This window comes from Streptomyces sp. NPDC005017 (assembly GCF_042873115.1).
Classification (GTDB): domain Bacteria; phylum Actinomycetota; class Actinomycetes; order Streptomycetales; family Streptomycetaceae; genus Streptomyces.
Genome location: NZ_JBIALD010000007.1, coordinates 1 through 22,950 on the forward strand (window position 1 = coordinate 1; position 22,950 = coordinate 22,950).

The following is a 22,950-nucleotide window of genomic DNA, read 5'->3' on the forward strand; positions in this document are numbered from 1 at the left end:
GAGTTACCTCGCCGGCCTCCACCTCCGCGCCTCGATGATCTGGATCAACGACCTGCTGAAGACGACTGGTTGATCACAACATCACACAGTCCCTAAGCGCGGCAGCACTCGGCGCCACAGCTCCGCTCAGGGGCCCGAGGAACTGCGCAACCCCCTTGCCAGGGGGCGCGGGGAACTGCGCAAACCTCTGCTCAAGGGCGCCAGGCATTACGCCCCCTCCTCAAGGGGGGCGGGGAACTGCGCAGAACAACACCGAACCCGCACCGGAAATGCGGCCCGAACCCCCCCTCCAAAGAGGCGCGGGGAACTGCGCGAAAACCACAACGGACCCGCACCCCAACACCGGCCCGAGACCCCGTCCAAGGGGCGCGGGGAACTGCGCGAAAACCCAGCGCGCCCGCACCCGCACCCCGACAAGCACCGTCCCCCTACGCCCCGCCCCACAGGGCCCCGCGGATCACCCCCCGACCCGCCGGATCAACGCCAGATACATCGCGTCAGTCCCGTGCACATGCGGCCACAACTGCACATCGGGCCCGTCCCCCAACCCCGGCACCCCCTCCAGCAACGGCCGCGCATCGATCAGCTCCGCACCCGGGAACTGCTTGAGCACATCGGCGACCACCGCCCGCGTCTCGGCGAGATGCGGGGAACAGGTGGCATAGCCGACGACCCCACCCACCCGCACGGACTCCAGAGCCGTGCGCAGCAGCCCCCGCTGGAGCGGCCCGAAGCCGTCCAGATCCTCCGGGCGGCGCCGCCAGCGCGCCTCGGGACGGCGGCGCAGGGCGCCGAGGCCGGTGCAGGGCACGTCCATCAGCACCCGGTCGAAGGAACCGGGCCGCCACGGCGGCCGGGTGCCGTCGGCGGCGATCACCTGGTATGGCCCGGGGTTGCCGTCGAGGGCCTTGGCGACCAGCCCGGCCCGGTGCGGCTGCTTCTCGCTGGCCAGCAGCGCGGCACCCCGCCGCGCGGCGAGGGCGCCCAGCAGGGCAGCCTTCCCGCCGGGCCCGGCGCAGCCGTCCAGCCACTTCTCGTCGGGGCCGTCGATCGGGGCGTTGGCCAGGGCGAGCGCGACGAGCTGGCTGCCCTCGTCCTGGACACCCGCACGGCCCTCCCGCACGGCCTCGATCGCGCCGGGCTCGCCGCCCTCGGTGAGCCGCACGGCGTAGGGCGACCAGCGCCCGGCCACCGCGGCCTCCTCGCCGAGGAGTTCCTCGGTCGTGGCCCGGCCGGGCCGGGCGACGAGGGTGACCTCGGGCCGCTCGTTGTCGGCGGCGAGCAGCTCCTCGATGCCCTCGCGGCCGCCGCCCAGCGAGTCCCACAGCGCCGAGACGACCCAGCGGGGGTGCGAGTGCACCACGGCCAGATGGTCCTCCGGGTCCTCGTCGTACGACGGGGCGACCCGGGCCAGCCAGCCGTCGAGGTCGTCCTGCGCGATCTTCCGCAGCACGGCGTTGACGAACTTCGCCCGGCCGTCGCCGAGTACCACCCGTGCGAGCTCCACGGTGGCCGACACGGCCGCGTGGGTGGGGATACGGGTGCCGAGCAGCTGGTGCGCCCCGAGGCTCAGCACGTCCAGGACGGGCGGGTCGACCTCCCGCAGCGGCCGGTCCACGCACTCCGCGATGATCGCGTCGTACGTCCCCTGCCGGCGCAGCGTCCCGTAGACCAGCTCGGTCGCCAGCGCCGCGTCCCGCGCGTCGAAGTTCTCCGGGCCCTCCTTCTCCCGCGCCTTGCGCAGCAGCGGCGGCAGCACGAGGTTGGCGTACGCGTCCCGCTCGTCCACCGCGCGCAGCGCGTCGAAGGCGAGGATGCGGACGGGGTCCTTCTTGGGCCGCCGGTAGGGCTTGCCGGTCGTACGGGGCCGGCGGGGGGTGTCGCTCACGAAAAGGTGCTCCGGATTTCTGTATACGGTCTGCGCCCAGCGTACGTCGGCCGCCGAGCGGGTGCGCGAGCGCGGGAACCGAGCCGACGCCGGACGGATGCACGAGCGCGGGAACCGAGCCGCGCCCGGGCCTGCACGGCGGCCGCGGGGCGGATACGCGCGGGGCCGGGGCCGGGCGGCTCAGGAGCCGACCGTCTCCCCCTCCGCGATCCGCACACCACGCGCCCAGTCCGCGGCCTTCATCGGCTTCTTGCCCTGCGCCTGCACCCACAGCAGCTCGACGGCGTAGGAGCCGGTGCCGACGTGGACGCTGTTCTTGCCGACGGCGAGGCGGCCCGGCCCGAGGTCGGTGCGGTCGGGCACGGGGGTGACGTGGATGAGCTTCAGGCGCTCGCCGCGGAAGGTGGTCCAGGCGCCGGGCGCGGGCGTGCAGCCCCGCACGACCCGGTCCACCCGCAGGGCGGGCGCGGCCCAGTCGATGTGGGCGTCCTCGACGGTGATCTTCGGCGCGAGCGTGATGCCGTCGGCGGGCTGCGGTACGGCCTTCAGGGCGCCGTCCTCGATGCCGTCCATGGTCGCGGCGAGCAGCCCGGCGCCCGCGAACGCGAGCCGGGTGAGCAGGTCGCCGCTGGTGTCGGTGGGGCGGATCACCTCGGTGACGGTGCCGTAGAGGGGGCCGGAGTCCAGGCCCTCCTCGATCAGGAAGGTGGAGGCGCCGGTGATCTCGTCGCCCGCCATGAGGGAGTGCTGCACGGGCGCGGCCCCGCGCCAGGCGGGCAGCAGCGAGAAGTGCAGGTTGACCCAGCCCTGGGCGGGGATGTCGAGGGCGACGCGCGGCAGCAGGGCGCCGTAGGCGACGACGGGGCAGCAGTCGGGCGCGATCTCCCGCAGCCGCTCCAGGAAGTCGGGGTCGCGCGGCCTCACCGGCTTGAGCACCTCGATGCCGGCCTCCTCCGCCCGCTCGGCGACGGGGCTCGCGACGAGCCTGCGTCCTCGCCCGGCCGGCGCGTCGGGCCGGGTGACGACGGCGGCCACCTCGTGCCGCCCGGAGGCGATGAGAGCGTCCAGGGCGGGAACGGCGACCTCGGGGGTACCGGCGAAGACAAGCTTCATGGGTGGGCTGGGGCCTCTCGGGCGGGGTCGGACGGGGCAACGCACAAGTCTATGAGAGGGTCCCGGGCCCGGGCGCGGCAGGCGGCGATGCCGCCGGGGATCCGGCGCCCTCTCGGGAGGAGCCGGCGGCGGGGGGTGCGCGGGCGGCAGGGCGGCGTACGCATATGCCCGCACGCCCCCACCCCGTGACCAGCGGGGCTCAGGAGCGTTGGTCAAGAAAGAGTTGACCACAAGGGGCTGTTCTCCGCCCCGAATCCTTCTCCTCAACGCCGGTTCGAGAGGCTTGTTCATGGCCGACCACGCAACCCACGACGCCCAGGCTCGGGCCAGCCTGCACTTGCTGGTGCGGGACATCGAGCGGGTCCGCCGGCAGGTGGACGCACTGCGCACACTCACCGCCCAGCTGGGCAACGTCTACCGTCCGCGCCGCACCGGCCCCTCCACGGGCTTCGTCGTCTACGGACGCGCCCCCGCCCCCACGGTCCGCCTCGCCCAGGAACTGCGGGACAGTGTCGAGACCCTGGTGACCGCCGCGGTGGACTTCGACCGCTCGCTCGGCTTCTCCTGGGACGCGGTGGGCTCCGCACTCGGCGTCACCAAGCAGGCGGTGCACCGCCGTTACGGTTCCCGCCGCGTCACGCCCCAGGCGGCCGCCGAGGAGGAGACCGCGGAGTCGACGGGCCCCCGCACGGTCAACGTCCCCACCGGACTGCCCGCCGTGCCGACCGTTCCCGCGGCCCGTTCCATGCCCACCCAGCCGACCGCGGGCAGCCCGTCCCTGCGCGAGGAACCCCGGCCGACCACCCTCCCCGGCCCCCGCAACGCCTGACGTCCCGCCGCCGACTGCCCTCCCGCCGCACGACGGCCCGGGAGGGCAGTGGCGTGTCGGGGTGCGGCACCGTCACGGCGCCGCCCGCCCTCAGCCGATGTCCGGAGGGTCGATCCGCACCCGGACCCCCTCCGCGCTCCCCCGGGCCATGCGCGCGGCCTGGGCGGCCTTCAGCGCCCCGGCCAGGGCCGTCCCGCCCCCCGTGGGGACGCGGACCAGCGCACGGTCCCAGTGCTCGCCGGGCGGTGGCGCCCCCGGGCGGCGCGGGCGGCCGGACGGGGTGACCGGCAGCGGCACCGGGCCCAGCACCTCGGCCCCGGCGGGCAGGTCGACCGCGCCGAGGAAGTCGGCGACCACTTCGGGCGGGCCGGACACCGCGGCCATCCGGGAGACCGGCGGGAAGCCCAGTTCGGCCCGCTCGGCGAGCTCGCGCACCGCGTGTCCCACGGGGTCCCAGCGCACGAGCGCCTGCACCGGGCGCAGCGCGGGGTCGGCGAGCACGACCACCGTGCCGCCCGCGGACTGCTCCCGGACGAGCGCGGCCGCGCCGATCCAGCGCCTGAGCGCGTCCTCACCGGCCCGCAGATCGGGGCGCCCGAGCATCGCCCAGCCGTCCAGCAGCAGCGCCGCCGCGTAGCCGCCCTCGGCGACCGGTTCGGCCCCGGGCGTGCTCACCACGAGCGCCGGGGTCCCCGGCACGGTGTCCAGCACGTGTTCGCGCCCGGAGGTGCGCACCGGGACCTTGGGGAAGGCCCGCCCCAGTTCCTCGGCGGTGCGCCGGGCCCCGACGACCTGCGCGCGCAGCCGGAAGGACCCGCACTCGGGGCAGTTCCACGCGCTCTCCTCCTTGCCGCACCACTCGCACCGCGTCGCCCCCGCCTCGCTGCCCTGGAGCGGTCCGGCGCAGTGCCGGCAGCGGGCGGGCACGCGGCACTGGGCGCACGCCATCCGCGGCACGTACCCCCGCCGGGGCACCTGCACCAGCACCGGTCCGTGCCGCAGCCCTTCCCGGACGGCCTGCCAGGCCAGGGTCGGCAGCCGGGCGGCGCGGGCGGCCTCGTCACGGGCCAGGTCCTGGTCCCCGACCGTGCGCACCAGCGGGGTGAGGGCCCGCACCCGCTCCCGGCCGGCGACCAGCGGCCGCGCCCAGCCGCTCTCCACGAGCTGTGCGGCCTCCACGGTGCAGCTGAGCCCGCCGAGCAGGAAGCCGCACCGGTCCTGCGCGGCCCGCAGGAGCAGCACCTCGCGGGCGTGGGGCTGCGGCGCGTGCTGTTCGCTGTGGCTGTCGTCCCCGTCGTCCCAGAGGGCGACGAGCCCGAGATCCTGGACGGGCGCGAACATGGCGGCCCGGGTCCCGACGACCGCCCGCACGCTCCCCCGCCGTACGGCCAGCCACTCCTGGTACCGCTTCTCCGGCCCGGCGTCCGCCGTGAGCAGGGCGTGCCGGCCCTCGCCCAGCAGTGCGGTCAGCGCGGCGTCGACCCGCGCGGCGACCCGTCCGTCGGGCACGACGACGAGCGCGCCCCGCCCGGAGGCGAGGGTCGCGGCGACCGCCCGGGCGAGCTCCTCGCTCCCGTACGGGCCCGGCAGCGCGTTCCACACGGCCCGCGGGGAGCCTCCGGAGGCCAGCGACTCCAGGAAGGCGGGACCGTGCTCGTAGCGCGTCCAGGGGCCCGGCTCGGGCCGGGCGGGGGGCGGCAGCGGCGCGGGCGAGGGTCGCTGCTCGGCCCGCGCGCTGCGCGGCGGCACGGCGAGCTGGAGCACGTCGGCGAGGCTGCCGGCGTACCGGTCGGCGACGGCCCGGGCGAGTGAGAGCAGTTCCTCGCCGAGCACCGGCTCCGGGGACACGACCTGGGCGAGCGCGGCCAGCGGCCCCGAGTAGTCGGACTCGGCCCGCCGTTCGACCAGGAACCCGTCGATCAGGCCGCCGCCCTCGCGGCGCCCCTCGCGCACCCGGTGCCGCCCGGCCCCGAACCGCACGCGCACGCGCACACCCGGCTGGGCGTCGGCGTCCAGCTCCTCCGGCACGGCGTAGTCGAAGTACCGGTCGAGGTGCAGCACGCCCTTGTCGACCAGGACGCGGGCGACGGGCAGTTCCTTGGCGAGGGCGGCCCCGCGCCAGGTCCGTGGTTTGGCCCGGGGGGCGTTGGCGCGGCGGACGCTCTCGCGAATGAGCGCGAGCTGCTCGGGCGGCGCCCCCTCGGCACCGCCCTCCACCGGCTCGTTCTCCCCGCTCACGCTTGCATTCTTACCAAATGCCACTGACACCGACGCGGCCCGAGTTCGGGTCGGCCGCGGAAACACGCACGCCCTGGGGCGTGTCTGCCTTGGACCGCTCGGCCATACCGGTCGGGGACCGGCAGCAGGATTCGAACCTGCGAGGGATTGCTTCCCGGAAGGATCCGCGGCCCGCGCACCGGGCCGCGTCGGCGTCGTCCCCCGAGATCGGGATGGCAGCGGAGGAGAAGAGACACCAGTTTCACCGCACGCACGAGACGTGCTCCACCGAAGCAACCGCGGCCTGCGCACCGGGAGACGGCTCCCAGCGTAGAGATCGTCCGAGGCCGGTGCCAGCCGTTTGCGCGCCCGGAGATCGTCCGGGGCCTCTGTCGGCCGTTTGCGCGCCGGGGCCCGCCGCCGCAGAAAGGCCGAGGCCCGGCACCCCCGAGAACGGGGGCGCCGGGCCTCGGCGGAGCCGTGCGAGCCTTACAGGCCGGCCGCCGTGCGCAGCGCGTCCACGCGGTCCGTGCGCTCCCAGGTGAAGTCGGGCAGCTCACGGCCGAAGTGGCCGTACGCGGCGGTCTGGGCGTAGATCGGGCGCAGCAGGTCGAGGTCGCGGATGATCGCGGCCGGACGCAGGTCGAAGACCTCGTCGATGGCCTTCTCGATCTTCTCGGTCTCGACCTTGTTGGTGCCGAAGGTCTCGACGAACAGGCCGACGGGCTCGGCCTTGCCGATCGCGTACGCGACCTGGACCTCGCAGCGGGAGGCGAGACCCGCGGCGACGATGTTCTTCGCGACCCAGCGCATGGCGTAGGCGGCGGAGCGGTCGACCTTGGACGGGTCCTTGCCGGAGAAGGCGCCGCCGCCGTGGCGGGCGAAGCCGCCGTAGGTGTCGATGATGATCTTGCGGCCGGTGAGGCCTGCGTCGCCCATCGGGCCGCCGATCTCGAAGCGGCCGGTGGGGTTGACCAGCAGGCGGTAGCCCTCGGTGTCGAGCTTGATGCCCTCGTCGAGCAGCGCCTTCAGCTCCGGCTCCACGACGAACTCGCGGATGTCGGGAGCGAGCAGCGACTCCAGGTCGATGTCCGAGGCGTGCTGCGAGGAGACGACCACGGTGTCGAGACGGACGGCCTTGTCGCCGTCGTACTCGATGGTGACCTGCGTCTTGCCGTCGGGACGCAGGTAGGGGATGGTGCCGTTCTTGCGGACCTCGGACAGCCGCTTGGAGAGGCGGTGCGCGAGGAAGATGGGCAGCGGCATCAGGGTGGGCGTCTCGTCGGTCGCGTAGCCGAACATCAGGCCCTGGTCGCCGGCGCCCTGCTTGTCGAGCTCGTCGTCGTCGCCCTCGACCCGGGACTCGTACGCCGTGTCGACGCCCTGCGCGATGTCCGGCGACTGCGAGCCGATCGACACCGAGACACCGCAGGAGGCGCCGTCGAAGCCCTTCTTGGACGAGTCGTAGCCGATCTCCAGGATCTTGTCCCGGACCAGCTGCGGGATCGGCGCGTAGGCCTTGGTCGTGACCTCACCGGCCACGTGGACCAGGCCGGTGGTGATGAGGGTCTCGACGGCGACGCGGGACGTGGGGTCCTCGCGCAGCAGCGCGTCGAGAATGGTGTCGCTGATCTGGTCAGCGATCTTGTCGGGGTGACCCTCGGTCACGGACTCCGAGGTGAACAGGCGACGGGACACAACGCTCCCTGGGGTTGCAGCGGCTGCTGGCTGATCATGGGCGGACGGGACGGGGGCTGCGCCCGGCGTCGTCCGAGAACAGCTTATCGGTCGCGCTAGGCCACCGGCTCAGGTGTCTCGCCTCTCGGGAGCCCTGTGACCTGCGGCACTGGCATTCTGCCCAAAGTCGCACACGGTTGACCAGGGGCGCCACACCCGAATCGAGCCAGGCTCCAGACGAAACACACGGTTCATCCAGACCGTTCACCCAGTCGGGCCACGACCAGATCCCACACCGTGTCGGCGAGGGCTTCCTTGGGCCCGCGGGGTACGGCGGTCTCGGAGCCGTCGGCGCCCAGCACCACGGCCTCGTTCTCCTCCGAACCGAAGGTCTTGCGCTCCCCCACCTCGTTGACGACGAGCAGGTCGCAGCCCTTGCGCTCCAGTTTGGCGCGGCCGTTGGCGAGGACGTCGTCGGTCTCGGCGGCGAAGCCGACGATCACCTGTCCGGGGCGGGCGCGCTCGGCGGAGATCTCGGCGAGGACGTCCGGGTTGCGCACGAGCGCGACGGGCTCGGGCTCCTGGCCGTCCTTCTTCTTGATCTTCCCGGCGGCGTAGGCGGCGGGGCGGAAATCGGCCACGGCGGCGGCCATCACCACCGCGTCGGCGTCGGCGGCCGCCTTCAGAACGGCCTCCCGCAGCTGGACGGCCGTGCCGACCGGTACGACGTCGACGCCCGCCGGGTCCGGCAGACCGACCGTGTTCGCGGCGACCAGGGTGACCCGGGCCCCGCGCGCGGCGGCCGTGCGGGCCAGGGCGTAGCCCTGCTTGCCGGAGGAGCGGTTGCCGAGGAAGCGGACGGGGTCGAGGGGCTCGCGGGTGCCGCCGGCGCTCACCACGACATGGCGGCCCCGCAGGTCGGGCTCGGCGGCCCCGCGGGCGAGGACGCGGCGGCAGACCTCGAAGATCTCGCCGGGGTCCGGCAGCCGGCCCTTGCCGGTGTCGACGCCGGTGAGGCGGCCGACGGCGGGTTCGATCACGACGGCCCCGCGGCGGCGCAGCGTGGCCACGTTCTCCTGGGTGGCCGGGTGCTCCCACATCTCGGTGTGCATGGCGGGCGCGAAGACGACGGGACAGCGCGCGGTGAGCAGGGTGTTGGTCAGCAGGTCGTCGGCGAGGCCGTGGGCCGCCTTGGCGAGCATGTCGGCGGTGGCGGGTGCCACCACGACCAGGTCGGCGTGCTGGCCGATGCGGACGTGCGGGACCTCGTGCACGGCGTCCCAGACCTCGGTGGAGACCGGGTTGCCGGACAGGGCCGACCAGGTCGCCTCGCCGACGAAGTGCAGGGCGGAGGCGGTGGGCACGACCCGTACGTCGTGACCGGACTCCGTCAGCCTTCTGAGCAGCTCGCAGGCCTTGTACGCGGCGATGCCGCCGCTGACCCCCAGCACGACCTTCGGCTTGTCCACCGTCTCTCCCCGGGTTCTCGGAAACGTACAACCGCGTCAACCCAATGACACACCACAGGCCCGGCAGACGTACTGCCGGGCCTGTGGAAAAACCAGCGGTGAGCAGATCGTACGGCCGCTCACCCGAACGGGTTACTGCGCCGGACCCTCGATGGCCTCGGACGTCAGCAGACCCGCGTTGATCTCGCGCAGGGCGATCGAGAGCGGCTTCTCGTGCACGTGGGTGTCGACGAGCGGACCGACGTATTCGAGGAGGCCCTCGCCGAGCTGCGAGTAGTACGCGTTGATCTGACGGGCGCGCTTCGCCGCGTAGATCACGAGGCTGTACTTCGAGTCGGTGGCCTCGAGGAGCTCGTCGATCGGCGGGTTGATGATGCCCTCGGGCGCGGAGATGGAAGAGGACACGCTCTACCTTCCGATGGGTGGGAGAAGATTGATTGTGATCACGGTGCGATCACACAACATCCATCAAGGCTAGCAGCTCACGGGCCACATCCTTGACGGAGGTGTTGACCAGCGTCTCGTCGAACTCCGGCTCCGCCGCCAGTTCGACCTTCGCCGCGTCCAGCCGGCGCTCGATCACCTCGGGCGGCTCGGTGCCCCGGCCGGTCAGCCTGCGCACCAGCTCCTCCCAGGAGGGAGGGGCCAGGAACACCAGCTGGGCCTCGGGCATCGAGTCGCGGACCTGCCGGGCGCCCTGGAGGTCGATCTCCAGCAGCACCGGCTCACCCGCCTCCAGACGCTCCAGGACGGCGGCCCGCGGAGTGCCGTAGCGGTTGCCCGCGAACTCGGCCCACTCCAGCAGCTCGCCGTTGGCGATCAGCTTGTCCATCTCCTCGTCGGTGACGAAGAAATAGTGGACACCGTGCTGCTCACCGGGCCGCGGCCGACGGGTCGTCGCCGAGACCGACAGCCAGACCTCGGGGTGCTCCTTGCGCATATGGGCGACGACCGTGCTCTTGCCGACCCCGGAGGGGCCGGAGAGCACGGTCAGCCGCGGACGTACGTCCGGGGGCTCGGGGGTCGTCCCCCGGAATGTTGCAGCCATGCAGCGATTATTCCAGCAATCGCGGGATGCCCGGGACACGGTCCCGGGGAGTCCCGTTCGTCAGGAACCGGTGCTGCCGAACTCGCGCTCCAGGGAGGCGATCTGGTTGGAACCGAGGCCCCGCACGCGGCGGCTCTCGGAGATGCCGAGTCGCTCCATGATCTGCTTGGCGCGGACCTTGCCGACGCCGGGCAGGGACTCAAGGAGGGCGGAGACCTTCATCTTGCCGATGACGTCGTTCTCCTGGCCCTGCTTGATGACCTCGTGCAGGGAGGCGCCGGAGTGCTTGAGTCGATTCTTGACCTCGGCCCGCTCCCGGCGAGCCGCGGCGGCCTTTTCGAGCGCGGCTGCGCGCTGTTCGGGGGTAAGGGGCGGAAGAGCCACGCCTACGTCACCTCGGATGTCGAACTGTCGGATACGGACCGGTGAGGAACCTAGTCGCCCCACACCAGGGAGGCACGAGCAACACGGTTGCCCTCCCCCACTGCCTTTGCGGGGCGTGGGAGGTGCCCCCACTCGTCGGAGACTAGCGGTCAACACCGCCAGAGTCAGCGAGAACAGAGGAAAAGTCCTGGTCAGCCTCTGTCAGGACGGGACATTTACGACATAATGCCCCGGATTTGAGGATGTATCCAGACTCAAGTCCCTCCCGGTCCGCACTCCGGACACTCGAACGCGCGTCCAGGCGCGGTCACGCGGCGGCCATCGCTTCCCGGATCTCCTCCGCGAACCGGTCCGCGGCCGCCCGCAGCGCGCTGACGTCGGGCCCGTGCCGCAGCACACCCCGGCTGACGTTCGGCACGACGTTGCGCACGGCCGGCCCGAAGACCCGGGGCAGGTCCGCCGCGGTGGCTCCCTGCGCGCCGATGCCGGGCGCAAGGAGGGGGCCGTTGATGTCGAGGTCGTACTCCGACAGATCGCGCAGGGTGGCGCCGACGACCGCGCCGAAGGAACCCAGGGGCTCCTCCCCCACGTTCTCGGCGGCCAGGTGCGTCAGCATCGTCGCGCCGACCGTGCGCCCGTCGGCGCGGACCGCGTGCTGGACCTCGCCTCCTTCCGGGTTGGAGGTCAGCGCGAGCACGAACAGACCGGTGCCGCTCTCCCGGGCCAGCGCCACGGCCGGGCTCAGCGAGCCGTAGCCGAGGTACGGGGAGACGGTCAGCGCGTCGGAGAACAGCGGGGCGTCCTTGTGCAGGAACGACTCGGCGTAGGCGGCCATGGTCGAGCCGATGTCGCCGCGCTTGGCGTCCATCACGACCAGGGCGCCGGCCGCGCGGGCCTCCGCCACGACGCTCTCCAGCACGGCGACGCCGCGCGAGCCGAAGCGCTCGAAGAACGCCATCTGCGGCTTCAGGACGGCGATCCGGTCGGCCGCGGCCTCCACGACCGTGCGGCTGAACCGCTCCAGGCCCGCCACGTCGTCGTTCAGGCCCCACTCGGAGAGCAGGGAGGCGTGCGGGTCGATGCCCACGCACAGCGGCCCCCGCTCGTCCATGGCCCGGCGCAGACGGGTACCGAAGGGGTCGAGGCTCATACGGGCTTCCTCACGTCGGCGCCGACCGCGTCGGCGAGGGTGGCGTAGGGGCTGGTGCGCAGCCGGGCGGCGAGGCCCTTGTGGATCGCGCGGCTGTAGAAGGGCCCCTCGTAGATGAAGGCGCTGTAGCCCTGGACCAGCGTGGCGCCGGCCAGGATGCGCTGCCAGGCGTCCTCGGCGTTCTCGACGCCGCCGACGCCGACCAGGGTGATGCGGTCGCCCACGCGCGCGTAGAGGCGGCGCAGCACCTCCAGGGAGCGGGCCTTGAGCGGGGCGCCGGACAGTCCGCCGGTCTGCTGGACCAGGGCGGGCGTGGAGGTCAGGCCGAGGCCCTCGCGGGCGATGGTGGTGTTGGTGGCGATGATGCCGTCCAGACCCAGCTCGACCGCGAGGTCGGCGACGGCGTCGATGTCCTCGTCGGCCAGGTCCGGCGCGATCTTCACCAGCAGCGGCACCCGGCGCGCGGTCACCGCGCGGTCGGCGGCCTCGCGGACGGCGGTCAGCAGCGGGCGCAGCGACTCGGTCGCCTGGAGGTTGCGCAGACCGGGGGTGTTCGGTGAGGAGACGTTGACGACCAGGTAGTCGGCGTACGGGGCGAGGCGCTCGGCGGACTTCACGTAGTCGGCGGCGGCCTCCTCCTCGGGGACGACCTTGGTCTTGCCGATGTTGACGCCGACGACCGTCCCGAAGACGGGGTTGCGGGAGGCGAGGCGGGCGGCGACGGCGAGGGAGCCCTCGTTGTTGAAGCCCATGCGGTTGATCAGGGCCCGGTCGGAGACCAGGCGGAACAGCCGCTGCCTGGGGTTGCCGGGCTGCGGCTCGCCGGTGACCGTGCCGATCTCGACGTGGTCGAAGCCCAGCATCGACATTCCGTCGATCGCGACCGCGTTCTTGTCGAAGCCGGCCGCGAGCCCGAAGGGGCCGTGCATGCGCAGCCCGAGGGCCTCGGTGCGCAGTTCCTTGTAGCGGGGCGCGAGCACGGCGGCGACGAAGGTGCGCAGGACCGGGACGCGCGCCGCGAGGCGGATCCAGCGGAAGGCCAGATAGTGGGCCTGCTCGGGGTCCAACCTCTTGAAGACCAGCTGGAAGAAGAGCTTGTACATGTTCCGTCCTCATACAGAGGGGGACACCGTTTCCGGTGTCCCCCTCTTCGGCTGCTAGTCGCGGGCCGCGGTCAGGTGTTCGGCGTGTTCCTGGAGCGATCGGACGCCCACGTCCCCGTGGTTGAGCGCGTCGATGCCCTGGACGGCGGCGGCGAGCGCCTGGACCGTCGTCAGGCACGGCACCGAGCGGGCCACGGCCGCCGTGCGGATCTCGTAGCCGTCAAGGCGGCCGCCGGTGCCGTACGGGGTGTTGACGATGAGGTCGACCTCGCCGTCGTGGATGAGCTGGACGATGGTCCGCTCGCCGTTGGGGCCGGTGCCCTCGGACTGCTTGCGCACGACCGTGGCGTGGATGCCGTTGCGCTTGAGGACCTCGGCGGTGCCGGAGGTGGCCATCAGCTCGAAGCCGTGGGCGACCAGCTCGCGGGCCGGGAAGATCATCGAGCGCTTGTCGCGGTTGGCGACGGAGATGAACGCGCGGCCCTTGGTGGGCAGCGGGCCGTAGGCGCCGGCCTGCGACTTGGCGTACGCCGTGCCGAAGACCGAGTCGATGCCCATGACCTCGCCGGTGGAGCGCATCTCCGGGCCGAGGACGGTGTCCACGCCGCGGCCGTGGATGTCGCGGAAGCGCGACCACGGCATGACGGCCTCCTTGACGGAGATCGGCGCGTCCAGCGGCAGCTCGCCGCCGTCGCCGGTGGCCGGGAGCAGGCCCTCGGCGCGCAGCTCGGCGATGGTGGCGCCCAGCGAGATACGGGCGGCGGCCTTCGCCAGCGGCACGGCGGTCGCCTTGGAGGTGAAGGGCACCGTGCGCGAGGCGCGCGGGTTGGCCTCCAGGACGTAGAGGATGTCGCCGGCCATCGCGAACTGGATGTTGATCAGGCCGCGCACGCCGACGCCCTTGGCGATGGCCTCGGTGGAGGCGCGCAGACGCTTGATGTCGAAGCCGCCGAGCGTGATCGGGGGCAGGGCGCACGCGGAGTCGCCGGAGTGGATGCCGGCCTCCTCGATGTGCTCCATGACGCCGCCGAGGTAGAGCTCCTCGCCGTCGTAGAGGGCGTCGACGTCGATCTCGATGGCGTCGTCGAGGAAGCGGTCGACGAGGACCGGCCGGGTGGGGCTGATCTCGGTCGACTCGGCGATGTACGACTCCAGCCGGGTCTCGTCGTAGACGATCTCCATGCCGCGGCCGCCGAGGACGTACGACGGACGGACGAGGACCGGGTAGCCGATCTCGTCGGCGATGGCCTTGGCCCCGGCGAAGGTGGTGGCGGTGCCGTGCTTGGGGGCGGGCAGTCCGGCCTCGGCGAGGACCCGGCCGAACGCGCCGCGGTCCTCGGCGGCGTGGATGGCCTCCGGGGAGGTGCCGACGATCGGCACGCCGTTGTCCTTCAGCGCCTGCGACAGGCCGAGCGGGGTCTGTCCGCCGAGCTGCACGACGACGCCCGCGACCGGCCCGGCCTGCTGCTCGGCGTGGACGATCTCCAGGACGTCCTCCAGGGTGAGCGGCTCGAAGTAGAGCCGGTCGGAGGTGTCGTAGTCGGTGGAGACGGTCTCCGGGTTGCAGTTGACCATGACGGTCTCGAACCCGGCGTCGGACAGCGCGAAGGAGGCGTGGACGCAGGAGTAGTCGAACTCGATGCCCTGGCCGATGCGGTTCGGGCCGGAGCCCAGGATGATGACGGCCGGCTTCTCGCGCGGGGCGACCTCGTTCTCCTCGTCGTAGGAGGAGTAGAAGTACGGCGTGCGCGCGGCGAACTCGGCGGCGCAGGTGTCGACCGTCTTGTAGACCGGGCGGACCCCGAGGGCGTGCCGGACCTCGCGGACGATGTCCTCGCGCAGGCCGCGGATCTCGCCGATCTGGTGGTCGGAGAAGCCGTGCCGCTTGGCCTCGGCGAGCAGCTCGGGGGTGAGCTTGTCGGCCTCGGCGAGCTCGTCCGCGATCTCCTTGATCAGGAAGAGCTGGTCGACGAACCAGGGGTCGATCTTCGTGTACTCGAAGACCTCCTCCTGGGTGGCGCCCGCGCGGATGGCCTGCATGACGGTGTTGATCCGGCCGTCGGTGGGGCGGACGGACTCGGCCAGCAGGGCGGCCTTGTCGCCGGGCTCGCCGACGAAGGTGAACTGGCTGCCCTTCTTCTCCAGGGAGCGCAGTGCCTTCTGGAAGGCCTCGGTGAAGTTGCGGCCGATGGCCATGGCCTCGCCGACCGACTTCATGGTGGTGGTCAGCGAGGAGTCGGCCTGCGGGAACTTCTCGAAGGCGAACCGGGGCGCCTTGACGACGACGTAGTCGAGCGTGGGCTCGAAGGAGGCCGGGGTCTCCTGGGTGATGTCGTTCGGGATCTCGTCGAGGGTGTAGCCGACGGCGAGCTTGGCGGCGATCTTGGCGATCGGGAAGCCGGTGGCCTTGGAGGCGAGCGCCGAGGAACGCGACACGCGCGGGTTCATCTCGATGACGATCACGCGGCCGTCCTCGGGGTTCACCGCGAACTGGATGTTGCAGCCGCCGGTGTCGACGCCGACCTCGCGGATGATCGCGATGCCGACGTCGCGCAGCACCTGGTACTCGCGGTCGGTCAGCGTCATCGCCGGGGCGACGGTGATGGAGTCGCCGGTGTGCACGCCCATGGGGTCGAAGTTCTCGATGGAGCAGACGACCACGACGTTGTCGTTCTTGTCGCGCATCAGCTCCAGCTCGTACTCCTTCCAGCCGAGGATGGACTCCTCCAGGAGCACCTCGGTGGTCGGGGAGAGCGTGAGGCCCTGGCCGGCGATGCGGCGCAGCTCGTCCTCGTCGTGGGCGAAGCCGGAGCCGGCGCCGCCCATGGTGAAGGACGGGCGGACGACGACGGGGTAGCCGCCGAGGGTGTCGACGCCCTCGAGGACGTCGTCCATGGTGTGGCAGATGACCGAGCGGGCGGACTCGCCGTGGCCGATCTTGGTGTTGACCGCCTCGACGACCAGCTTGAACTGGTCGCGGTCCTCGCCCTTGTGGATCGCCTCGACGTTGGCGCCGATCAGTTCGACGCCGTACTTGTCGAGGACGCCGTTCTCGGAGAGCGCGATGGCGGTGTTCAGGGCCGTCTGGCCGCCCAGGGTGGGCAGCAGCGCGTCGGGGCGCTCCTTGGCGATGATCTTCTCGACGAAGCCCGGGGTGATCGGCTCGACGTAGGTGGCGTCGGCGATCTCGGGGTCGGTCATGATCGTCGCCGGGTTGGAGTTCACGAGGATGACCCGCAGGCCCTCGGACTTCAGCACCCGGCACGCCTGGGTGCCGGAGTAGTCGAACTCGGCGGCCTGGCCGATGACGATCGGGCCGGAGCCGATGACCAGGACGGACTGGATATCGGTGCGCTTAGGCACGCTGGCCCTCCATCAGGGAGACGAAGCGGTCGAACAGGTAGGCGGCGTCGTGCGGGCCGGCCGCCGCTTCGGGGTGGTACTGGACGCTGAAGGCCGGCTGGTCGAGCAGCTGGAGGCCCTCCACCACGTTGTCGTTGAGGCAGACGTGGGAGACCTCGACGCGGCCGTAGGGGGTGTCGGACACCTTGTCGAGCGGGGCGTCGACGGCGAAGCCGTGGTTGTGCGCGGTGACCTCGACCTTGCCGGTCGTGCGGTCCTGCACCGGCTGGTTGATGCCGCGGTGGCCGTACTTCAGCTTGTAGGTGCCGAAGCCGAGGGCGCGGCCGAGGATCTGGTTGCCGAAGCAGATGCCGAACAGCGGCGTGCCGCGCTCCAGGACCGCCCGCATGACGGAGACCGGGTGGTCGGCGGTGGACGGGTCGCCGGGGCCGTTGGAGAAGAACACCCCGTCGGGGTTGACGGCGTAGACGTCCTCGGCGGTGGCGGTGGCGGGCAGCACGTGCACCTCGATGCCGCGCTCGGCCATGCGGTGCGGGGTCATGCCCTTGATGCCGAGGTCGACGGCGGCGACGGTGTACTTCTTCTCACCGATCGCGGGGACGACGTACGTCTCCTCGGTGGCGACCTCGGCGGCGAGGTCCGCGCCCGCCATCTCGGGGGCCTGGCGGACCTCGGCGAGCATGGTGCCCTCGTCGGGCAGCGCGTTGCCGGAGAAGATGCCGACGCGCATGGCGCCGCGCTCGCGCAGGTGGCGGGTGAGGGCGCGGGTGTCGATGCCGGAGATGCCGACGACGCCCTGGTGGCGCAGCTCCTCGTCCAGCGAGCGCTTGGCGCGCCAGTTGGACGGCACGCGCGCGGGGTCGCGCACGACGTAGCCGGAGACCCAGATCCGCCGGGACTCGGGGTCCTCGTCGTTGACGCCGGTGTTGCCGACGTGCGGGGCGGTCATCACGACGACCTGGCGGTGGTACGACGGGTCGGTGAGGGTCTCCTGGTAGCCGGTCATGCCGGTGGAGAACACGGCCTCGCCGAAGGTCACCCCCACGGCCCCGTAGGCGCGGCCGCGGAACGTACGGCCGTCCTCCAGGACGAGTACGGCGGGAGCCGCCTTGTGCCTCTGCGAGGCGGCTCCCTGGTTGGAGGTCGTCATCGTTCGGCGCCTTCCGTGCTGTTGGTTTCGATCATGGAGTTGATGGCGGCCACCCACTCGCCGTGCTCGGCGGCACGGTCGGAGCGGAAGCCGGAGTCGAGCAGTCTGTCGCCGTGTTCCCAGGTCACCACGAGCAGCCCGCCCTCGGTGAGGACCTTGCCGGCGATGCCCTTGTCGAGCCGGGCCTCACGCAGCGCCTCGCGCGGGACGAAGAAGTCGGCCGCTCCGGGGCGTACGACGTCCAGTCCCGCGTCCGTCAGGGTGAGCTCGGCCCGGCTGCGGGTGCCGAGGCCGTGCGCCACGATGCGGTCCAGCCACTGCCCGGCGGTGGTCGAGCCGTGGTAACGGCCGCTCATCGTCAGTCTGGCCTCGCCGGGCTCGGTCGGCGCGCTGGGCAGCTCCGGCAGGTCGCCCTGGAGCGTGCCGCGCCACTTCCAGCCCTCGCGCATCAGCCAGTAGACGAGCGCCACGAACAGGACGAGTCCGAGAACCCAGCCCAGCCGGGCGGCCCAGTCGGTGACCTCTGCCGATTTCTTCTCGGCGGCCAGCAGGATGAAAGGTGTCACGTGAGCTTCCCGTCGACGAGGGTGGCCTTGCCCCGGAGCCAGGTGTGCGTGACACGGCCCGGCAGCTCACGTCCCTCGTACGGGGTGTTGCGGCTGCGCGAGGCGAAGCCCTCGGGGTCCACCTGCCCACGGTATGCCGTGTCGACGAGCGTGAGGTTGGCGGGTTCACCGGCCGAGACGGGACGCCCGTGCCCCTTGGCCTGCCCGATCTCGGCGGGCTTGAAGGACATGCGGTCGGCGACCCCCGCCCAGTCCAGCAGACCCGTGGCCACCATCGTCTCGTGGACCACCGACAGCGCGGTCTCCAGGCCCACCATGCCCATGGCGGCGGCGGCCCACTCGCAGTCCTTGTCCTCGTGCGGGTGGGGGGCGTGGTCGGTGGCCACGATGTCGATGGTGCCGTCGGCGAGGGCCTCGCGCAGCGCCAGCACGTCACGCTCGGTGCGCAGCGGCGGGTTGACCTTGTAGACGGGGTTGTAGGTGCGCACCATCTCGTCCGTCAGGAGGAGGTGGTGCGGGGTGACCTCGGCGGTGACGTCGATGCCGCGGGACTTGGCCCAGCGGACGATCTCGACGGAGCCGGCGGTCGAGAGGTGGCAGATGTGCACCCGGGAGCCGACGTGCTCGGCGAGCAGCACGTCACGGGCGATGATCGACTCCTCGGCGACGGCGGGCCAGCCGCCCAGGCCCAGCTCGGCGGAGACGACGCCCTCGTTCATCTGGGCGCCCTCGGTCAGCCGCGGCTCCTGCGCGTGCTGGGCGACGACACCGCCGAAGGCCTTCACGTACTCCAGGGCGCGGCGCATGATCACGGCGTCGTCGACGCACTTGCCGTCGTCGGAGAAGACGGTGACCCCGGCGGCGGACTCGTGCATGGCGCCCAGTTCGGCGAGCTTCTTGCCCTCCAGGCCGACGGTGACGGCGCCGATCGGCTGCACGTCGCAGTAGCCGTGCTCCTGGCCGAGCCGGTAGACCTGCTCGACCACACCGGCGGTGTCGGCGACGGGGAAGGTGTTGGCCATGGCGAACACTGCGGTGTAGCCGCCGGAGGCGGCCGCGCGGGTGCCGGTCAGCACGGTCTCGGAGTCCTCGCGGCCCGGCTCGCGCAGATGGGTGTGCAGGTCGACCAGGCCCGGCAGCAGCACCTTGCCGGCCGCCTCGACGACCTCGGCGCCCTCGGCCGACAGGTTCTGCCCGACCTCGGCGATGGTCTCGCCGTCGATCAGGACGTCCTGCGGCTCGCCGCCGAGCACCTTCGCACCACGGATCAGGATCTTGCTCATGCTCTTACTTCTCCTCGGTACGGGTGTGGGTGACGGCGGGCTCGTTGCCACCGAGCAGCAGGTAGAGGACGGCCATCCGGATCGACACGCCGTTGGCGACCTGCTCGACGACCGTGCAGCGGTCGGAGTCGGCGACCTCGGCGGTGATCTCCATGCCGCGCACCATCGGGCCGGGGTGCATCACGATGGCGTGCTCGGGCAGCCGCGCCATGCGCTCGCCGTCCAGGCCGTAGCGGCGGGAGTACTCGCGCTCGGTGGGGAAGAAGGCGGCGTTCATGCGCTCGCGCTGCACCCTCAGCATCATCACCGCGTCGGACTTGGGCAGCGTGGAGTCCAGGTCGTAGGACACCTCGCAGGGCCAGGTCTCGACGCCGACCGGCACCAGGGTGGGCGGCGCGACCAGGGTGACCTCGGCGCCGAGGGTGTGCAGCAGGTCGACGTTGGAGCGGGCGACCCGGCTGTGCAGGACGTCGCCGACGAGCGTGATGCGCCTGCCCGTCAGGTCCTGGCCGAGCCCGGCGTCGCGGCCGACCAGCCGGCGGCGCATGGTGAAGGCGTCCAGCAGGGCCTGGGTGGGGTGCTGGTGGGTGCCGTCGCCGGCGTTGATGACCGGGGCGTCGATCCAGCCGGAGGTGGCCAGACGGTAGGGGGCGCCGGAGGCGCTGTGCCGTATGACGACGGCGTCCACGCCCATCGCCTCCAGCGTCTGGGCGGTGTCCTTCAGGGACTCGCCCTTGGAGACGCTCGATCCCTTCGCCGCGAAGTTGATCACGTCGGCGGACAGTCGCTTCTCGGCGGCCTCGAACGAGATCCGGGTCCGGGTCGAGTCCTCGAAGAAGAGGTTGCAGATGGTGCGACCGCGCAGGGTCGGGAGTTTCTTGATCGGCCGGTCCGCGACCCGGGCCATCTCCTCGGCGGTGTCGAGGATCAGGACGGCGTCGTCGCGGGTCAGGTCGGCGGCCGAGATGAGGTGACGCTTCATCTGTCAGGCTCCGTAGGGAAGTTCAGCGGGTGAGGCGGGGCCCGCGGCGGCAGGCGCTCGTGGCGGGGCCCGAAGGGCGCCAGCGGGCAGGCGTGGGCGCGGCGGCGGGACGCACGACAGCGGCGTACGCCCCGCGGGCTACTCCTGCTCGCCCGGGGCGGCCGGCCGAACACCGAGCAGCACGGTGTCGCGACCGTCCTCCTCGGCGAGCAGGACCTTGACCGTCTCCCGCAGCGACGTGGGGAGGTTCTTGCCGACGTAGTCGGCGCGGATCGGCAGTTCGCGGTGTCCGCGGTCGACGAGGACCGCGAGCTGCACCGCGCGCGGCCGCCCGATGTCGTTCAGGGCGTCGAGCGCGGCGCGGATGGTGCGGCCGGAGAAGAGCACGTCGTCGACGAGGACGACGAGCCGGCCGTCGATGCCGTCACCGGGGATCTCGGTGCGGGCCAGCGCCCGCGGCGGGTGCAGCCGGAGATCGTCGCGGTACATGGTGATGTCCAGTGAGCCGCACGGCACCTTGCGCTCGGTGATTTCCTCGAGCTTGACGGCGAGCCGCTGGGCGAGGAAGACGCCCCGGGTCGGGATGCCCAGGAGCACCACGTCGTCGGCGCCCTTGGCGCGCTCGACGATCTCGTGGGCGATGCGGGTCAGTACCCGTGCGATGTCGGGGCCCTCGAGAACGGGCCGCGCATCCGACGCTTGCGCGTCCTGCTGCTTGTCCATACGAAACGGACCTCCTTCTCCGCCTCACGGGACGGACCTTAAAGGACGTCGGGATTGCGCCATCCACACTAACAGGCACCCCTCGGGCGCCCCACCTCACCCCCTTGGCCCAACCGGCCCCGGCCGTCGGGGAACAGTCGGCGCGGACCGTTCGGCTTGACGTGAGAGTGTAACGCTGCGTAACCTCACAGTGAGTTACCAGCCGCGCGGCACGGAAACCAAGCCGGCCGCGTCGACCCAGTGCCGGGGAGCTATATGTCCAGCGAATACGCCAAACAGCTCGGGGCCAAGCTCCGGGCCATCCGCACCCAGCAGGGCCTTTCCCTCCACGGTGTCGAGGAGAAGTCCCAGGGGCGCTGGAAGGCCGTCGTGGTCGGTTCCTACGAGCGCGGTGACCGCGCCGTGACCGTGCAGCGTCTCGCCGAGTTGGCGGACTTCTACGGCGTGCCGGTGCAGGAACTGCTGCCGGGCACCACCCCGGGCGGCGCCGCCGAGCCCCCGCCGAAGCTGGTCCTGGACCTGGAGCGGCTGGCCACGGTTCCGCCCGAGAAGGCGGGCCCCCTCCAGCGTTACGCGGCCACCATCCAGTCCCAGCGCGGGGACTACAACGGCAAGGTGCTCTCGATCCGCCAGGACGACCTGCGCACCCTCGCCGTCATCTACGACCAGTCGCCCTCGGTCCTGACCGAGCAGCTCATCAGCTGGGGCGTCCTGGACGCCGACGCGCGCCGCGCGGTCTCCCACGAGGACAACTGACCGCTGCGCCGGTTGAGCAGAAACGTAACGCCGGGGTGGCGGGAACCGTTCGGTTCCCGCCACCCCGGCGTTTTGCGTGGCCGCTGAGCGCTGCCCGACGCGCGGGCCGCGAGGCACGGAGACGCACGGAAGGGGCGCGGGCAACAGGGACCGGCCACGGACGGCTCGCGGCCGCCCACCGGTCCCTGTTCCCCGCGCCCCTGGCGCTCCGTCTCGCTACGCGCGCCGCAGCGTCGGCTTGAGCTCCTTCAGACGCCCCAGCAGGCCGTTGACGAAGGCGGGCGAGTCGTCCGTGGAGAACTCCTTCGCCAGCTGGACCATCTCGTCCAGCACGACCGCGTCGGGCGTCTCGTCGACCCAGATCAGCTCGTACGCGCCGAGGCGCAGGATGTTGCGGTCGACGACCGGCATCCGGTCGAGCGTCCAGCCGACCGAGTACTGCGAGATCAGCTCGTCGATCCGCCGCTCGTACTCGGCGTAGCCCTCGACCAGCTGCATCGTGTACTCGCTGACCGGCGGCTGCCGGGTGTCGGCCCGGGAGAGCCGGATCCAGTCCGCGAGGACCGTCAGGACGTCGACGCCGCGCTGGTCGCCCTCGAAGAGGATCTGGAAGGCGCGCTTGCGGGCCGTGTTGCGAGCAGCCACGGTTAGCTGTTCACCCGGCCGAGGTAGTCGCTGGTACGGGTGTCGACCTTGATCTTCTCACCGGTGGTGATGAAGAGCGGAACCTGGATCTGGTGGCCGGTCTCCAGGGTGGCGGGCTTGGTGCCACCGGTGGAGCGGTCGCCCTGGACGCCCGGCTCGGTCTCGGCGATGACCAGCTCGACGGCGGCCGGCAGCTCGACGAAGAGCACCTCGCCCTCGTGCTGGGCGACAACGGCCGTGAAGCCCTCGATCAGGAAGTTCGCGGCGTCGCCGACGGTCTTCCGGTCGATGTGCAGCTGGTCGTAGGTGTCCATGTCCATGAACACGAAGTACTCGCCGTCCATGTACGAGAACTGCATGTCGCGCTTGTCGACAGTGGCCGTCTCGACCTTGACGCCGGCGTTGAAGGTCTTGTCGACGACCTTGCCGGAGAGCACGTTCTTGAGCTTGGTGCGCACGAAGGCCGGGCCCTTGCCGGGCTTGACGTGCTGGAACTCGACGACGGACCACAGCTGGCCGCCATCGAGCTTGAGCACCATGCCGTTCTTGAGGTCGTTCGTGGAAGCCACGGTTGCGGAATCTCCTGGACTGACGTACGACCCCG

General features: G+C 71.9%; 20 protein-coding genes. 2 read left to right on the forward strand and 18 right to left on the reverse strand.

Annotated features, from left to right (window positions below):
- Window positions 1–457: 457 nt before the first annotated feature.
- Window positions 458–1,888: an RsmB/NOP family class I SAM-dependent RNA methyltransferase gene (locus ACFYR0_RS12425; protein ID WP_389325488.1), complete on the reverse strand. Its 1,431-nt coding sequence runs from the start codon at window positions 1,886–1,888 to the stop codon at window positions 458–460.
- A gap of 180 nt (window positions 1,889–2,068) precedes the next feature.
- Window positions 2,069–3,001 (reverse strand): methionyl-tRNA formyltransferase, encoded by a 933-nt coding sequence (gene fmt / locus ACFYR0_RS12430; RefSeq protein ID WP_389325491.1) that lies wholly within the window; start codon window positions 2,999–3,001, stop codon window positions 2,069–2,071.
- 289 nt (window positions 3,002–3,290) lie between these two features.
- On the opposite strand from fmt, the gene ACFYR0_RS12435 reads away from it, so the two are divergent.
- Entirely contained in the window at window positions 3,291–3,830 is a 540-nt protein-coding gene (locus ACFYR0_RS12435) for a hypothetical protein (protein ID WP_389325494.1), read from the forward strand.
- A gap of 90 nt (window positions 3,831–3,920) precedes the next feature.
- On the opposite strand, the gene ACFYR0_RS12440 is transcribed toward ACFYR0_RS12435, so the two are convergent.
- From ACFYR0_RS12440 to pyrR, 14 genes are all read right to left on the reverse strand, one after another.
- Window positions 3,921–6,068, reverse strand: a complete 2,148-nt coding sequence (locus ACFYR0_RS12440) for a primosomal protein N' (RefSeq protein ID WP_389325497.1) — start codon at window positions 6,066–6,068, stop codon at window positions 3,921–3,923.
- 468 nt (window positions 6,069–6,536) lie between these two features.
- Complete coding sequence (metK, locus tag ACFYR0_RS12445) at window positions 6,537–7,745, reverse strand: methionine adenosyltransferase (RefSeq protein WP_389325500.1); 1,209 nt, start codon at window positions 7,743–7,745, stop codon at window positions 6,537–6,539.
- Window positions 7,746–7,975: 230 nt separating this feature from the next.
- The gene (gene coaBC, locus ACFYR0_RS12450; protein WP_389325503.1) at window positions 7,976–9,193 is read right to left on the reverse strand and encodes a bifunctional phosphopantothenoylcysteine decarboxylase/phosphopantothenate--cysteine ligase CoaBC; all 1,218 of its coding nucleotides are present in this window, start codon (window positions 9,191–9,193) and stop codon (window positions 7,976–7,978) included.
- Between the two features lie 132 nt (window positions 9,194–9,325).
- A complete protein-coding gene (rpoZ, locus tag ACFYR0_RS12455) occupies window positions 9,326–9,598 on the reverse strand; it encodes a DNA-directed RNA polymerase subunit omega (protein WP_003977348.1) in 273 nt (90 codons plus the stop codon).
- 49 nt (window positions 9,599–9,647) lie between these two features.
- Window positions 9,648–10,241, reverse strand: a complete 594-nt coding sequence (gene gmk / locus ACFYR0_RS12460; protein WP_386384388.1) for a guanylate kinase — start codon at window positions 10,239–10,241, stop codon at window positions 9,648–9,650.
- 60 nt (window positions 10,242–10,301) lie between these two features.
- On the reverse strand, window positions 10,302–10,625 hold the full coding sequence (locus ACFYR0_RS12465; protein WP_003977346.1) for an integration host factor: 324 nt from the start codon (window positions 10,623–10,625) through the stop codon (window positions 10,302–10,304).
- 307 nt (window positions 10,626–10,932) lie between these two features.
- On the reverse strand, window positions 10,933–11,775 hold the full coding sequence (gene pyrF / locus ACFYR0_RS12470) for an orotidine-5'-phosphate decarboxylase (RefSeq protein ID WP_389325507.1): 843 nt from the start codon (window positions 11,773–11,775) through the stop codon (window positions 10,933–10,935).
- Complete coding sequence (locus ACFYR0_RS12475; protein ID WP_389325510.1) at window positions 11,772–12,878, reverse strand: quinone-dependent dihydroorotate dehydrogenase; 1,107 nt, start codon at window positions 12,876–12,878, stop codon at window positions 11,772–11,774. The genes pyrF and ACFYR0_RS12475 overlap by 4 nt, the downstream gene beginning before the upstream one ends.
- A gap of 54 nt (window positions 12,879–12,932) precedes the next feature.
- Window positions 12,933–16,241 (reverse strand): carbamoyl-phosphate synthase large subunit, encoded by a 3,309-nt coding sequence (carB, locus tag ACFYR0_RS12480; RefSeq protein WP_389325513.1) that lies wholly within the window; start codon window positions 16,239–16,241, stop codon window positions 12,933–12,935.
- On the reverse strand, window positions 16,234–17,391 hold the full coding sequence (gene carA, locus ACFYR0_RS12485) for a glutamine-hydrolyzing carbamoyl-phosphate synthase small subunit (RefSeq protein ID WP_389325516.1): 1,158 nt from the start codon (window positions 17,389–17,391) through the stop codon (window positions 16,234–16,236). Before carA ends, carB begins: the two co-directional genes overlap by 8 nt.
- A complete protein-coding gene (locus ACFYR0_RS12490) occupies window positions 17,388–17,957 on the reverse strand; it encodes a hypothetical protein (protein ID WP_389325519.1) in 570 nt (189 codons plus the stop codon). The genes carA and ACFYR0_RS12490 overlap by 4 nt, the downstream gene beginning before the upstream one ends.
- Window positions 17,954–19,240: a dihydroorotase gene (locus tag ACFYR0_RS12495; RefSeq protein WP_389325521.1), complete on the reverse strand. Its 1,287-nt coding sequence runs from the start codon at window positions 19,238–19,240 to the stop codon at window positions 17,954–17,956. The genes ACFYR0_RS12490 and ACFYR0_RS12495 overlap by 4 nt, the downstream gene beginning before the upstream one ends.
- Before the next feature lie 4 nt (window positions 19,241–19,244).
- Entirely contained in the window at window positions 19,245–20,222 is a 978-nt protein-coding gene (locus ACFYR0_RS12500; RefSeq protein ID WP_386384398.1) for an aspartate carbamoyltransferase catalytic subunit, read from the reverse strand.
- A gap of 138 nt (window positions 20,223–20,360) precedes the next feature.
- Window positions 20,361–20,945: a bifunctional pyr operon transcriptional regulator/uracil phosphoribosyltransferase PyrR gene (pyrR, locus tag ACFYR0_RS12505; RefSeq protein WP_389325524.1), complete on the reverse strand. Its 585-nt coding sequence runs from the start codon at window positions 20,943–20,945 to the stop codon at window positions 20,361–20,363.
- Between the two features lie 255 nt (window positions 20,946–21,200).
- Between pyrR and bldD the strand changes: the two genes are divergently transcribed.
- Window positions 21,201–21,701: a transcriptional regulator BldD gene (gene bldD / locus ACFYR0_RS12510; protein WP_386384402.1), complete on the forward strand. Its 501-nt coding sequence runs from the start codon at window positions 21,201–21,203 to the stop codon at window positions 21,699–21,701.
- Between the two features lie 216 nt (window positions 21,702–21,917).
- On the opposite strand, the gene nusB is transcribed toward bldD, so the two are convergent.
- Both nusB and efp read right to left on the reverse strand, forming a co-directional pair.
- Window positions 21,918–22,346 carry a transcription antitermination factor NusB gene (gene nusB / locus ACFYR0_RS12515; RefSeq protein ID WP_386377243.1) on the reverse strand — a complete coding sequence of 143 codons (429 nt, stop codon included), beginning with the start codon at window positions 22,344–22,346 and terminating at the stop codon, window positions 21,918–21,920.
- 2 nt (window positions 22,347–22,348) lie between these two features.
- Entirely contained in the window at window positions 22,349–22,915 is a 567-nt protein-coding gene (gene efp, locus ACFYR0_RS12520; protein WP_356400411.1) for an elongation factor P, read from the reverse strand.
- Window positions 22,916–22,950: the final 35 nt, after the last annotated feature.